General features: G+C 59.4%; 9 protein-coding genes and 1 pseudogene. 6 read left to right on the forward strand and 4 right to left on the reverse strand.

Going from position 1 to position 14002, the window contains the following annotated elements:
* Positions 1 to 117: 117 nt before the first annotated feature.
* The 3 genes from P9220_RS19620 to P9220_RS19630 form a co-directional block, all read right to left on the reverse strand.
* Positions 118 to 555 carry an MFS transporter gene (locus P9220_RS19620; protein ID WP_309766990.1) on the reverse strand — a complete coding sequence of 146 codons (438 nt, stop codon included), beginning with the start codon at positions 553 to 555 and terminating at the stop codon, positions 118 to 120.
* Positions 556 to 1009: 454 nt separating this feature from the next.
* Positions 1010 to 1720, reverse strand: coding sequence for an SDR family NAD(P)-dependent oxidoreductase (locus tag P9220_RS19625; RefSeq protein ID WP_309766991.1), 711 nt, complete (start codon positions 1718 to 1720; stop codon positions 1010 to 1012).
* A 154-nt stretch (positions 1721 to 1874) separates the two neighbouring features.
* Entirely contained in the window at positions 1875 to 2339 is a 465-nt protein-coding gene (locus P9220_RS19630) for a RidA family protein (RefSeq protein ID WP_309766993.1), read from the reverse strand.
* A 182-nt stretch (positions 2340 to 2521) separates the two neighbouring features.
* Between P9220_RS19630 and P9220_RS19635 the strand changes: the two genes are divergently transcribed.
* Positions 2522 to 3451 (forward strand): LysR family transcriptional regulator, encoded by a 930-nt coding sequence (locus P9220_RS19635; protein WP_309766994.1) that lies wholly within the window; start codon positions 2522 to 2524, stop codon positions 3449 to 3451.
* Positions 3452 to 3575: 124 nt separating this feature from the next.
* Positions 3576 to 4583: an alpha/beta hydrolase gene (locus tag P9220_RS19640; protein ID WP_309766995.1), complete on the forward strand. Its 1008-nt coding sequence runs from the start codon at positions 3576 to 3578 to the stop codon at positions 4581 to 4583.
* 143 nt (positions 4584 to 4726) lie between these two features.
* On the opposite strand, the pseudogene P9220_RS19645 reads toward P9220_RS19640, so the two are convergent.
* Positions 4727 to 5368: pseudogene (locus tag P9220_RS19645) on the reverse strand (response regulator transcription factor); the annotation flags it as partial.
* 439 nt (positions 5369 to 5807) lie between these two features.
* On the opposite strand from P9220_RS19645, the gene P9220_RS19650 reads away from it, so the two are divergent.
* The 4 genes from P9220_RS19650 (at position 5808) to P9220_RS19665 (ending at position 13973) form a co-directional block, all read left to right on the forward strand.
* Complete coding sequence (locus tag P9220_RS19650; RefSeq protein ID WP_309766997.1) at positions 5808 to 6485, forward strand: type 1 glutamine amidotransferase domain-containing protein; 678 nt, start codon at positions 5808 to 5810, stop codon at positions 6483 to 6485.
* Between the two features lie 41 nt (positions 6486 to 6526).
* Entirely contained in the window at positions 6527 to 7369 is an 843-nt protein-coding gene (locus P9220_RS19655; RefSeq protein ID WP_309766999.1) for an enoyl-CoA hydratase/isomerase family protein, read from the forward strand.
* A gap of 140 nt (positions 7370 to 7509) precedes the next feature.
* Positions 7510 to 13464 carry an AAA family ATPase gene (locus tag P9220_RS19660; protein ID WP_309767000.1) on the forward strand — a complete coding sequence of 1985 codons (5955 nt, stop codon included), beginning with the start codon at positions 7510 to 7512 and terminating at the stop codon, positions 13462 to 13464.
* Between the two features lie 149 nt (positions 13465 to 13613).
* Complete coding sequence (locus P9220_RS19665) at positions 13614 to 13973, forward strand: BON domain-containing protein (RefSeq protein WP_309767001.1); 360 nt, start codon at positions 13614 to 13616, stop codon at positions 13971 to 13973.
* Positions 13974 to 14002: the final 29 nt, after the last annotated feature.

A 14002-nucleotide genomic window follows, 5' to 3' on the forward strand; every position in this document is an offset into this window, starting at 1 on the left:
GATGCGGTCGATAGCACCACCGCTCAAAAAAAGGGCCGGCGTTAGCCGACCCGAAGATTCTGAAACCAGTAACGCTGTCAGAACCTGAAAGACAAGTAGCGTTTGTAGGCAGGTTAATCAGCCGCACATAGCGGCATCACGCATAGCTGATCTATGTGGCCGACTTGCGGCAATTGCAAGCGCGCTGCATAAAAACAGTAACGCGCCGGAAGAAAAAAACACTGCACGCAGCCCGGGATGGACTCCGATGACCCCGCCAACCAGCGGCCCAACGACTTGGCCGAAAAATTGTGCGGATTGCAGCACCCAAGCATGCGGCCGGTGGAATGTTCCGGCACTACGTGGCGGAAGACTTTCCCAATTGAAGGCGGAAGGCGGTAGTCCGGCGAGCGACATCCCCATCAGAAAACGAAGGCTTGCTAGATGCCACCATTTTGCGACGAACGCCTGCGGGATCACCACAAGACCGGTCAGCACGAGGCAACTGGTTATCACCTTCCAGCTCCCCACGCGGTCGGTGTTAGCCAGCAAGACCATCATGGCGGCAATCAGCAAGGCGCCAACGATCCAATATGATGTCCGCTTATGAGTAGCGAAGCCTTCTGCACCTCGTGTCGCTGCGTCTTGTTCCGACCGGAAGTTTTCCTTTACTAAGCCGATCGTCAGCGCGGCCGCACCGCCATCATAGCGCCGCCCGCGAAGAACGTCCCTCGAATGCCGATTCGTCCGGGCAGCAGCTCGCCAACGAGCGGGCCAATCAGGCTACCCGTCAACGCGCCAGTAGACACTAGGCCAAGCGCCCAACCGGCGCGTTTAGGCGGTGCCTGTGTGCCGACAAGCACGGTCGAAGCGGACACATACTGGCTCCGACTCACCGTTGGAAACAGTCTAGCCACGGCAGCGCGGTTGAAGAATCCTCCGACGGCAGACATTCTTCCGCAATTCGGCGCGTTCGCCGGACGGTGCGTGCTTCACAATTACCACTGGTAGGCGGCTTGCCGTGTAGCTGTTAATGGCCCGCGCTCTGTCCGCCATCGACGTGCAAGATTTCACCCGTGACGAATGACGCATCGTCGAGGAACAAGACAGCGTCGACGACGTCGCGCATTTCGCCCATATGCCCGACCGGATGAAGCGCATGGAGCGCCGCATGCGTTTCCTCCGGATGCATCGGCGATTTGATGATGCCCGGCGACACCGCGTTCGCACGGATTCCGCGTTTAGCATATTCGATCGCCAGCGACCGCGTTGCAGCAGCGATGCCGCCCTTGCTTAGTGAAGCTAGCACTGACGGTACGCCGCTGATTGGATGATCAACGAGGCTCGTCGTGATGCTAACAACATGCCCACTGCCCTGTTTTTCCATTTGCGCGACCGCATGCTGCGTGACGTAGAAGAAGCCAGATACGTTTACGCCTATGATCGCCGCATAGTCCTCATCTTTATAAGCCGTGAAAGGCTTCGCGATGAAAATGCCCGCGTTGTTCACCAGCGTATCGACGCGACCGAAGCGCTCGATCGCTTGCGATATCACCCGCTGCGCGGTTGCAGGGTCGCTGATGTCCCCCGCTACAGTCACAACATTCGGATCGTCCGATTGTTGGATGGATCTCGCGGTCGCGACGACGCGGTAGTCGCGAGCGCGAAGCGCTTTGACAAGTTCCGCTCCAATGCCTTGTGAGGCACCTGTGACGACAACCACCTTCGTTTGCTCATTCATTTTGTTGGCTCTGGTTCATGGTTCATTGATTGACTGTCGGAAGCGCAGGGGCGCGGTGTTCCGGTTGACATGAATGTAGGCGTTCCAGTGCCGCATTCGAAGGCACGGCGCATACCAACAGTTTTGCGTCGGCGTCACAAATGCGGCTGACCCTTCAGGCCGGAAGAACTAGCGCAATCACAACAAGCACGACTGCAGCGTCGGCGGGGAGTTGCGAATGCGAAAAGGCGGACCTGGCGTGCCCCGCCTTGTCCCCGAGTACGGCGGCGAAGAGGTCAGACGCACCATCCAGCACCGCGGGTTGACCGTGAAAGCCATCGGCGGAACTAACATGACCCTCGACGCGTACGATATGACTTAAGCGATCGAAGCCGCCAAGATGCCGCTTGATCTGGGCAAGCACGTTTAGGGCGGTCAGTTGAGCAGCTCGTCGGCCGTCTTCCACCGTGAGTTGCTCGCCGATGCGGCCGGTGTATGCCATCTTGCCGTCGGCAAGTGGGACTTGTCCGGAGATGAAGAGCAAGTCACCAGCTTCGCTTACGGCGCGATAGCTTCCGAGTGGTTGAGGCGGTTCGGGCAAAGCGAGGCCGAGCCCGGCCAATTTGTGTTCCACAGACATACGTTTCCCCTTGGAGGTGAATGAGCACGGCGTGTCGCTTACCTTACGTCACGACTCACCTACCGTAGTTGACGCTGCTGCAAATCTCAACCAACCGGAAGTAGTCTTGACCAACACAGGTTAGCTCTTATGCGAGATAAGGCGATAATCACGTCCTTTGCGGCCAATGCTGCACTTCGACCATGCAACGAAAATTTGATGACCTTCTGCTGGGGAGTATCGAGCTGTTCTGTCTTGCCGCGGAAGCAGGCAGCTTCACGCTCGCGGCCAACGCGGCAAGCGTCACGCCGGCTGCGGTGAGCCGATCCGTCTCGCGGTTGGAAGAACGACTGGGAGTACGACTTTTTGTCCGAACCACGCGCCAGATTCGACTCACCGATTCGGGCCGACGTTACTACGAGCAGTGTCGGGATGCCTTATCGCAACTAGTGGAGGCGGAACGCGAAGCAACAGGGCAGCAGCGTACGCCGGCCGGCGTGCTTCGAATCAGCGTACCTACACCGTACGGGCACTATCGGCTGCTGCCTTCGCTTCCTGCTTTTCGCGAACGGTATCCGGATGTGCGCGTCGAAACGCATTTGAGCAACCGGAACATAGACTTCGCCGATGAGGGATTCGACCTCGCGATCCGAGGCCGCGCTCCCGATGACTCAAGCCTCATAGCGCGCAAGCTGGAAGATGCCGAACTGGTCGTGGTGGCATCACCCTCATACTTGGGTCGTGCAGGAGTGCCGAGGTCTATCGATGACCTTGCGTCGCACGAGTGCATTCAGTTTGAGATGCCGAGTAGCGGCCGGGACCTCTTGTGGACATTCAGCGACGGAGCTCGTGAAGTCGAGGTAATCACCCGCGGAAATTACCGAACGTCTGGAGATGCGCTCGCCGGGGTGACGCTAGCGCTTAGCGGGGCCGGATTGTTTCAAACCTATCGCTTCGTTGTCGATGAGTACCTTCGCGCCGGGCGGCTCGTGGAGGTACTGAGAGATCACGGTGGCCCGTCCCGTCCGTTCGTCCTGCTGTATCCGCATGCGCGATATCTGTCTTTACGCGTGAAGGTATTTGTCGATTTCCTAATTGAGCGACTGCGCCGCGACGGTGTCGCCACACCCTAAATGAGGGGAATCGGTCGAGACGTTCGAGCCACATACGATCGTATGAGTGCGCGTGGTGATGTGCTCTCCTACACTCCCTGTGCTGACTGCAGCGCTGCGCGCTGCATCGAACGGAGGCCTCGCCATGACTGATGTTATCGATCTGCAACGTCGACGTGTACTTCGCTCCTCAATCGCGGCATTAACTATGGCTCGTATGAACGTCATCGACACTGCGCACGCGATGACATCGGCGACGTTCGGTCCTATCCGGCAGATCAATGCTGGCTTGCTTAGTGTTGGCTATGCGGAACTCGGCCCCGCCAGTGGTAGCGTCGTCATATTGCTGCACGGCTGGCCGTACGATATTCACAGCTACGTCGACGTGGCGCCTCGCTTGGCGGGCGACGGATACAGAGTCCTAGTGCCGTACCTTCGGGGCTATGGCAGCACACGTTTCCTCTCGCCGAACGGGGTGCGCAATGGACAACAGGTCGTCACTGCGATCGATATCGTCGCATTGATGGACGCTCTCGGAATTGACCAGGCAGTCCTCGGCGGATATGACTGGGGTGCGCGTACCGCCAACATCATCGCCGCCCTATGGCCCGAGCGCGTGAAGGCGCTCGTTTCCGTAAGCGGATATCTCATCGGCAGCCAGGCGGCAAACGCCCGGCCGTTGGCACCACAGGCAGAACTGCAGTGGTGGTATCAGTACTACTTCGCGACGGATCGCGGCGCGCACGGGTATGCAGCTAACCTAGATGCGTTCAACAGGCTGATATGGCAACTGGCATCACCCAGGTGGCAATTCGATGACGCAACCTATCAGCGCTCGGCCGCGTCTTTCCGAAACCCCGACCATGTTGCGATCGTCATACATAACTATCGATGGCGCCTTGGTCTAGCGGGCGGCGAGGCGGACTACGACAGCTTCGAACAGCGGCTTGCCAGTGCGCCAACAATCTCTGTGCCGACTGTCACGCTAGAAGGCGATGCTAACGGTGCACCTCATCCTGAGCCGGCCGCCTATGCGCGCATGTTTGTCGGCAAGTATGTGCATCGGAACATCAGCGGAGGCATCGGTCATAACTTGCCGCAGGAAGCCCCCGAGGCCTTCGCAGACGCCGTTCGCCAGGCAGTGAGCCTGTGACTAGCTAGTAGCTCAAAATGTTCGTGGCGGGGGGGCACACGTTCGACACTATGCACGACGCGCAAGCTGGCCGCATCGTCATTGCGTGCAGCGTTGAGCACCGATCCAAGGCGAACTGATGCTGACCCGGCGCAAGTGGACTGGAGCGACTCCGCTTTCCGGACCAGATCGGGCAAGCTCCTCGCTGCCATCTTCTTCATTACCTGTCCGCGATGGATCTTTACGGTGACCTCGCTGAGATTCATCTCGTAAGCGATCTGCTTGTTCAGCAAGCCCGCGACTACATATTTCATCACTTCCTTCTCGCGCACAGTCAGCGATCCGTACGCGGCAAAAACGCCGGCTTGCGCTTGTTCGCCTGCGAGGCGTTGGGCATCTCCCTTTAGGGCGTGCGCGATCGCATCAAGCATGTTTTGATCACGAAACGGCTTTTGAAAAAAATCCAGCGCCCCGGCTTTCATTGCAGTGACCGTCATTTCAACGTCAGCGTATGCGGTCATGAAAATTATTGGTATGCGCAGGCCCAGTTGCGCCATGTCTTCCTGAAAACCAAGGCCGCTTTCGCCCTGAAGACGCACATCAAGCACGAGGCAACTCGGCACATCGTCTTTAGGCCAAGCAAGAAAAGCGGCGGGCGATTCGAAGGTCTGGACGCGCAGCCCGACGGACCGCACGAGGCTATGAAGAGTAAATCGAATCGATTCGTCATCGTCGATGACATAGACGATGGACGTCTCGCTCCCTGGCATCCTGCGGTCCAAGTTCGTATCAAAACGAGGGCTCATCATTTCTCCACTCAGGGTGATTAACGAACATCGCAACACTACGTTCCGAGCATTTCTTTGTGCGAACGTCAGACGATAGAAGAACCGGTTCAAGGCGGTCGCATTTGCTTGCTCAACGTAGCAGAGTCGTGAAGCGTTGAGTGGTCGCGACGTCAAGCGAGTACCGTTTTGGTGCTCCGCCTGGCGGCGCCGCGACAAAAACGATCTTACTGATACTGCTGAATTGCCGTCTAACTTTAGCAGATATTTGCAAGGCTAATTCTCGAGTTTTTACAGATGACCCAATTCCCGATCAGACGCGTCGACGACTCGATCTAACAATGTCATTAAGACCTAATACGTTGGTATAGAGCGGCCCTCCGGTCCGCAGTTGTGAACGTATAGTGGTGTGACCACGGCATCGCGTGGCAAGACAAATTTCATTGGACTCGGTGCGACCATGAAGATACTGATGGTAATGACATCGCATGACGAACTCGGCGATACGGGTAGAAAGACTGGCTTCTGGCTTGAGGAATTTGCTGCGCCGTACTACACCTTCCTCGATGCGGGCATCGAGGTTACGGTGTGCTCTCCGAAAGGCGGACAGCCGCCCATCGATCCGAAAAGCGATACGCCTGAAGGCAAGACGGACCTGACAGAGCGCTTCAAGCGTGATGTTGCCGCGCAGCACGTGCTTGCCAACGCGGCCGTATTGGCGGACATGGAACCAGACAAGTACGACGCTGTCTTCTATCCCGGTGGTCACGGGCCCTTGTGGGACCTTGCTGAGGATCCCATCTCTGTCGCGCTGATCGAGCGCTTTTATAACGCGGGCAAACCGGTGGCGTTCGTGTGCCATTCGCCCGGTGTGTTGCGCCACGTCAAATTCGATGGCGAGCCACTGGTTAAAGGAAGGCGCGTCTCGGGCTTCACGAACTCGGAGGAAGAGGCGGTGCAACTCACGCATGTCGTACCGTTCCTCGTCGAGGATGAACTGAAACGTCTGGGCGGCCGCTTTGAAAAAGTCGCTGACTGGGAGGCGCTGTCGATCATCGACGGCCGTCTCATCACGGGCCAGAATCCAGCGTCTTCGCAAGCGGTAGCGCGAGATCTGTTAGACATGCTGCACAGATAGGCCGAGCGACCGAATCGGACATTCACTTCCCGGAGAACGACATGAATCAAGAGAGCGCAGATGCGCAGATCAAGGTCGAACGTCGCAGCCCTTGGTATTGGCGAGTAGTCTTCGATCGTCCACCATTCAACATTTTCGGGCCGGATACGATGCCACAACTGGGCGCGGTGGTGACCGCACTCGAAAACGACCCCCATCTGAAGGTGGTGGTTTTCGACAGCGCTGTGCCGGACTTCTTCCTCACCCATTACGACTTCGTCCCTCCGCTCGAAGTGACGATGAATCTGCCGCCCGGCCCGACAGGCATGCCGCCGCTACCGGACATGCTGGCGCGCATCGGGCGTGCTTCTGTCATCTCGATTGCGAAAATTCGCGGGCGTGCGTCGGGCGTCGGCAGTGAACTGGCGCTTGCAAGCGATATGCGCTTTGCCAGCAACGAGTATGCGTTGCTGTCGCAATGGGAAATCGGCGCCGCGCTCGTACCGGGAGGTGGTCCAATGACGCGTCTATCGCGGTTGATCGGACGGGGCCGCGCACTCGAAGTGTTGACGAGCGGAAACGACATCGATGGTCCACTCGCTGAACGCTACGGGTATGTCAACCGCTCGCTGCCCGACGGCGAACTCGACGCATTTGTCGACGGTCTTGCGACGCGCATCAGCTTATTCGATAAGCAGTCGCTCAGTGCCATCAAGCAGCTTGTCAACGCACAGACGCTGCCGCCAGACTCTGCGGTTGCGCCGGAGTGGGATGCGTTCATTGCGTCGGTCGGACGGCCGGCCGCGCAAGAAAAGATCGGCCAGTTGATGAAACTGGGCCTGCAGAATGAATACGACGTCGAAGCGCGACTCGGGCACTATAGAGGCACACTACTCTGGCGTTAGTTGCTGCGCGGGACAGGGCTGTGAGGTTGGTAGCGCTTCCCATGTTAGCCTGTGTCCGGTTTAGTGAGCGATGTGACTCGCACAAGAGTACAGGTGCGCATCGCGCTTGCCGGATATCAGCGAGATGAGGAGCGCCTCGAATGGATCTGACTGGCTTTTCGCTAGAGCCGCTGCATGACGATGGTGACATGCTGCTTTGCCGCGCGCGCAAACCCGGCGCTCCGGGCTCGGTGCTAGCGCTTGTGGCTGCGAAGCCAGCGTCGCACAGCATCAGTCGGCTCGAACGCGAGTACGGCCTTGCATCGTTGCTCGATCCGGAGTGGGCTGCACAGCCGCTCGCACTCGACCTCAGCCATGTGCCGCCCGTGCTCATTCTCGACGACAGTGGCGGTGCGCCGTTGAGTCGCTTGCTCAATCGACCGCTAGCGCTTCCGCGCTTCTTGCGCATCGCCGCGAGCCTCGCACAAGCAATCGCGCGGGCGCACGCACGCGGCATCTTGCACAAAGACATCAAGCCGGCGAATGTGCTGGTCGATGCGAGCGACAACGTGCGACTTACCGGTTTTGGAATTGCGGCTATGTCGCGGATTGAGCGTGATGCGGCCGCTTCTTCCACGCTGATTCGGGGCACCCTGATGTACATGGCGCCCGAACAGACCGGCCGTATGAACCGGCCTCCCGATGAACGAAGCGATTTATATTCGTTTGGCGTGGTCTGCTATGAGATGCTTACGGGCACGCCGCCATTCTCCGCGTCCGACCCTATCGAATGGATTCATTGTCATGTCGCTCGCCGGCCGGTGCCGCCGTCGGAGCGCGTGCAAGACTTGCCGCTAGTTGTCGAGCACATCGTAGAGAAGTTGCTGGAAAAAAACCCGGAGGACCGCTATCAGACAGCAACAGGGGTACACGTCGATCTGCTACGTTGCCTATCGGAGTGGGAGACTCAGCATGCGATCGCACCGTTCGCGCTCGGCACGCGTGACGCATCGTACCGGATACAAATCCCGGAGAAACTTCATGGCCGGAATGCGCAGATCGACCAGCTGATCGCGACGTTCGACGAGGTAGCGACTCAGGGCGATACTCAAATCGTTTTCTTGTCGGGCTATGCGGGCGTCGGCAAGTCCTCGATGGTGAGCCATTTGCAGAGCGCGCTCGCGGGCGCACGCCCGCTGTTTGCATCTGGCAAGTTCGATCAGTACCGCGCCGACACGCCGTACGTGCCGCTCGTGCAAGCGTTTCAGTCGCTCGTGCGCGACTTGCTCGTTAGCGGCGACAGGGAGCTAGAACAATGGCAGCACGCGCTGCCGGAGGCGCTTGCGCCCAACGGCCGGCTGATGCTCAATCTCGTCCCCGAATTGGCGCTGATCATCGGGGAGCAGCCCGCGGTTCCGGACTTGTCACCGGACGATGCGCGCAACCGCCTGTATATCGCGTTTCGACGCTTCCTGAGCGTATTCGCGCAGCCTGGGCATCCTCTCGTGTTGTTCATCGACGATCTGCAATGGCACGACGCTGCCACGCTCGATTTCTTCGTGCATTTGGCCACGCACCGCGACATTCGGAACATGCTGCTGATTGGCGCTTATCGGAACAACGAGGCGGGTTCGCAAGTTCGGCTCGCAACGATGATCGATGACATCCGCAAAGCTGGCTCGAAACCGCATCTGTTAGAGCTGTTGCCGTTGAGCATGACGAGTGCTGCGGAGTTCGTTGGCGATTTGCTGCGCTGTCCGGCCGCAACGGCTGCGCCGCTTGCCGAGCTTGTCCACGAGAAAACGGGCGGCAACCCTTTTTACCTGGTTCAGTTTCTCACCGCGCTTGCCGACGACGGTCTCATCGCGTTCGATCATCAGGCCGGCATTTGGACATGGAGCCTGCCGCGAATTCGCGATAGAGAATTGACCGACAACGTCGCCGGTCTGATGGCGGCCAAACTATACCGCTTGCCGCATGCCACGCGGGAGGTTCTAAGTCAGCTCGCGATACTGGGCAATATCGCGAACCTGGACGCGTTGGCACGGACACGCGATGAGCCAAGGGCATCCGTGGATATGAAGCTCTGGGATGCTGTGAATGCGGGCCTGCTACACCGCGTCGGGGACGCGTTCATGTTTGCGCACGATCGCGTCCAGGAAGCCGCGTATGCGCTGATTCCGGAGGCAGACCGCCCCGCGGCGCATTTACAGCTCGGCCGGGCCCTCGCATCCGAGGCACCGGCTGATGCGGCGGATCCGGCCATTTTCGATATCGTCAACCACCTGAATCGTGGTGCGTCGCTTATGACAGATGAAGCGGAGCGCCAGCGCACTGTTGCCTTAAACTTCGCGGCAGGACGGCGGGCAATGAACTCCGCTGCTTTCGCGTCGGCGCGTAACTATCTCTCTAACGGCGTAGCTCTGATTGCCGAGAATGCCTGGTCGCGCGACTACGATGGCACCTTTGATCTGTATCTGGCGTTCGCCGAATGCCAGTTCGTTATGGCTGATTTTGCCGACGCGGATGCGCTGTTCGACGCGATCCTGGGCCGCGCCCGTTCGAATCTGTATCGCGCGCGGGTTCATGCCTTGCGCATGGAGCTGTACCAGGTTGCGGGGCGATACGATGAGAGCTTTGACGTGGCTCGCGAGGCGTTGCGCGAATTCGGCGTGCTGCTGCCGTCCGAGGACGAAGGCGCCGCGCTGCAATTCGAGGCGGAGCTGCGTGACGTTGCTGCGAACCTGGCGGGACGCGCCATCGATCGGCTTGTCGATGCACCGGTCGCATCGGATGATGCTGCCCGAACCATCGTGGATCTTTTGGTCGAATCGATGCCTTGCGCTTTCATCGCCCGTCCGGCGTTCTATCCGCTCGTGACGCTAAAGGCGGTCAACCTGTCCCTGCGTGTAGGTAACACCGACAAATCAAGCTTCGCGTACGGTAACTACGCGTTGATTTTGGTGTCGCGCATCGGCGACATCGTCTCGGCCGTGCAGTTCTCCGAGATGTCGTTGCGTCTCAATGAGAGATTCGACAATCGACGGTTCCAGGGCAAGCTGCTGCATTTGCACGGCAATCACGTCAACTTTTGGCGACGGCATATATCGACCGACCTGGCGATTCTCGAGCGCGCTAGTGCCGCATGCCTCGATGTCGGCGACCTTGCCTTTGCCGGCTATCTGGCCTTCACCACGGTGTGGCAGACGATCGAGAAAGGCGCGCCGCTCGCCGACGTTCAACGCACGGCCCAAACGCACGCTGCATTTGCGCAGCAAAGCCACAACGATGCGGTCTACGAGACAATTCGCCTGCAACAGGGTTTCGTCGCCGCGTTGCAAGGCCAGTCGGGTCATGCGCTCGATGACGATGCGTCGTTAGCAGTGGTCATGCGGGCGAATTTCGGCTGCGGCATCGCGTTCTGCCACATCATGCGGATGATCCACGCCTTCATGGATGGACGTTATCGTGCAGCCCTCGGGGCCGCACGCGAAGCGCAGTCGACGCTAAATGCCGTGATGGCGCTTCCAATCGAGCCTACGTTCCATTTCTTTCATGCATTGACGCTCGTCGCGCTCGATGCCTCGGAAAACGAAAACCAGCAAGCAGAATCGCGCCGCGTCGTTCATGCCGTATGTGACAAATTCGAGTCGTGGGCGAAGCATTGCCCCGCAAACTTTCAGCATCGGCATGCGCTTCTTCGCGCGGAAGTCGCGCGCGTCGAAGGCCGCGACTCGGAAGCGATGCTACTGTACGAAGAAGCGGTGCGCCTGGCCCGCGAGCACGGCTTGATTCACGTGCAGGCGCTCTCGCACGAGTTGGCCGGGCGCTTCTACGCAGAGCGTGGGCTCGGGACGATTGCGGATAGCTATATGCTGAACGCTCGCGCCTGCTACGAACGCTGGGGTGCGACCGGCAAGGTCGATCAACTCGTGCGGCGTTACACGGCCCTCCAACAGGATGCATTCAAATCCGACGGCGCCATCTCGACATCGAGTGAGCAGCTCGACCTTGCCACGGTCGTCAGCGTGTCGCGGTCGCTTTTTAGCGGCCTCGATATGAACGACCTGATACACACGCTGATGAGGCTCGCACTCGAACATGCGGGCGGAAGCCGTTGCGTGCTGATACTGAAACGCCCGAAGGGATTGGTTGTGGAAGCGGAAGCCGCGACGTGCGCTGATGGCGTGGACGTGCGGCTTCTGAAGATCCGTTTCGAGGAGGCAGATCTGCCCGAATCAGTGCTGCGCTATGTGATCCGCGCGTCCGACAGCCTCTTGCTCGACGATGCGTCCGCGGTCACGCCGTATTCCCTCGACGACTATGTCCGGCGCCACGGGTCGCGATCCATCTTATGCCTCCCGCTGATTAAACAAGCCAGGCTAATCGGCGTGCTGTACCTGGAGAACAACCTTGCGTCGAACGCGTTCACGCCGGCACGCACGGCGATGCTCCGATTGCTTGCTACGCAAGCGGCGATGTCTTTGGAAAGCGCGCGGCTCTACGCCGATCTTCAGAATGCCGAAGCGCTGCTTGCAGAAGCGCAGCGGCTGAGTAGCACGGGCAGTTTTGACTGGCACGTGCGAAGCGGCGAGCTTTTTTGGTCGAGAGAGAGCTTTCGGATCTTCGAGTACGAGGGCACGACCACGCCGACCATTGCATTGATGCTTGCGCGCGTACACCCGGAGGACGCGGCCTATGTGCGGCTTGTGCTCGACCGGGCGACCCGCGACCGGGAGCCACTCGATGTCGAGTGTCGACTATTGCTGCCGGACGGCTCTGTGCGGCATCTCCAACTCATCGCGCGTGTGGTGGTCGATGCTGACGCGGGGATGCGCGTAGTCGGCGCGCTCAAAGACATTACGACGCGCAAGCGCGCGCATGCTGCGCTCGCGCGCAGCGAACATCGATATCGCACGCTGTTCTTCGATATGCCAGTTGGGCTATGGCAGGTTGATGCCCAACCGCTCACGACGTTGCTGGCGAAACTGCGGGCGCAGGGCGTATACGACGTGTCCCGTTACATCGACGAACATCCTGGCTGGCTCGATCGCGCAATGGAGCTGCTGCGTGTGGATGAAGTCAATATTCACGCCGCGCAGATGTTCGGCGCACGCGATAGGACTGTGTTGCTCGGGCCCCTGCGCTGGCTATGGCGTGAGCGGCCGGACACCTTTCGGCGCGTCCTCGAAAGCCGATACGGCGGCGCATCGCTGTTTCAGGAACAAACCAAGCTTCCTACGCTCGACGGACGGAGCATCGATGTACTGCTCACAGTTGCACATCCCGGTGGCGCCGAAGAATCAGGTATGGTGTTGATCAGTCTTGTCGATCTGACAGAGCGCATCCGCGCTGAGGAACTGCTGCAGCAACTGCAAGCGGAATTCGCCCACGCGGCCCGCGTTTCCATGCTCGGGGAGCTAACGGCATCCATCGCGCACGAGCTGAAGCAGCCGCTGGCGGCTATCAGAATGAACAGCTCGCTCGGCAACCGATGGCTAGACCGGTCTGAACCGGACATCGCGGAAGCCCGGCTTGTCAATCAGCACATCACGGTCGATGCGCAGCGCGCCGTCGAAATCGTCGATCGCATTCACGCAATGGCGACGCGGCGCGAATTGAAGCGGGTCGCAGCGCCGCTCGATCCGCTCGTCGATGAGGCGCTGCTTTTCCTGCATCACGAATTGCATAAGCGGGGCATCGCCATCGTGCGCAAACGCGCGGCTGGTGTGCCGGTGGTAATTGTGGACAGGGTGCAGTTGCAGCAGGTTGTCGTAAATCTCGTCGTCAACGCGATGCAGGCAATGGAGGCCGCAGCGGTCACGGGCGGCCAGATTACTGTCGCGACGCATGCTCTCGATACTTCGTCGGTCACGTGCTCCGTTGAGGACGGCGGGCCGGGCATCGACCTGGGAAACGTTAAGCGCGTTTTCGAAAGCTTCTACACGACGAAGGCAGGCGGCATGGGTATGGGACTCGCCATTTCGCGCTCGATCATCGAAATGCACGGTGGGACCATTGCCGCCGACAACGCGTCTCCGCATGGGGGCGCGCGCTTTTTCTTCACACTTCCGCTTGCTGCGTCGCCGGCGGAAGTGAACGAGGGTGCTGTCTAGCGGGGTTCCTTTCGTACGCGGAAGTCATACGTATGGATAGCATCCCAATACCTCGCGACAATTGAAGCACAGCAAAAAAATGCCTGTAATAGAGCCTGATTTCCGACCCTTGCGTGATGCGCCGGGTCGTCACCCTCAGGAGCCAAGGTATGCAAACGCGAGCGTTCATTCTATCCATGGCGGCCGTGACGGCGTTCTCCGCGACGTCGCTGGCGGAAATGCCAAGGGCCTTCGCCGCTGATCTTTCTACCACCGGCGTTGATGCGCCTACCAAGAAACAGGTCCACGCGGAAAATCGTGCGCTGAGCCACGCCGTCCGACAGTCCTTCACGCACACGCGCGGGCTAGACGCTTCCCGCATTAACGTTGTCTCACGCGGCAGCACCGTCACGCTTGCCGGTAGCGCGCCGGATCAAGTCCAGATCGAGGCCGCCGGCGCTGCGGCGTCAAAGGTGGCCGGCGTGGGTCGTGTCGATAACCGGCTGACGGTGAGTGAGCCGGGTCATTAGTCCGATTCGCAATCAATAGCGTTTGAGCG

Source organism: Caballeronia sp. LZ016 (assembly GCF_031450805.1).
Lineage (GTDB): Bacteria > Pseudomonadota > Gammaproteobacteria > Burkholderiales > Burkholderiaceae > Caballeronia.

Bases quoted from the DNA above. Each gene is read 5' to 3' on its own strand.
- P9220_RS19665 (WP_309767001.1), top strand. From the start codon at position 13,614: ATGCAAACGCGAGCGTTCATTCTATCCATGGCGGCCGTGACGGCGTTC.
- P9220_RS19655 (WP_309766999.1), top strand. From the start codon at position 6,527: ATGAATCAAGAGAGCGCAGATGCGCAGATCAAGGTCGAACGTCGCAGC.
- P9220_RS19630 (WP_309766993.1), bottom strand. From the start codon at position 2,339: ATGTCTGTGGAACACAAATTGGCCGGGCTCGGCCTCGCTTTGCCCGAA.
- P9220_RS19625 (WP_309766991.1), bottom strand. From the start codon at position 1,720: ATGAATGAGCAAACGAAGGTGGTTGTCGTCACAGGTGCCTCACAAGGC.
- P9220_RS19650 (WP_309766997.1), top strand. From the start codon at position 5,808: ATGAAGATACTGATGGTAATGACATCGCATGACGAACTCGGCGATACG.
- P9220_RS19640 (WP_309766995.1), top strand. From the start codon at position 3,576: ATGACTGATGTTATCGATCTGCAACGTCGACGTGTACTTCGCTCCTCA.
- P9220_RS19635 (WP_309766994.1), top strand. From the start codon at position 2,522: ATGCAACGAAAATTTGATGACCTTCTGCTGGGGAGTATCGAGCTGTTC.
- P9220_RS19660 (WP_309767000.1), top strand. From the start codon at position 7,510: ATGGATCTGACTGGCTTTTCGCTAGAGCCGCTGCATGACGATGGTGAC.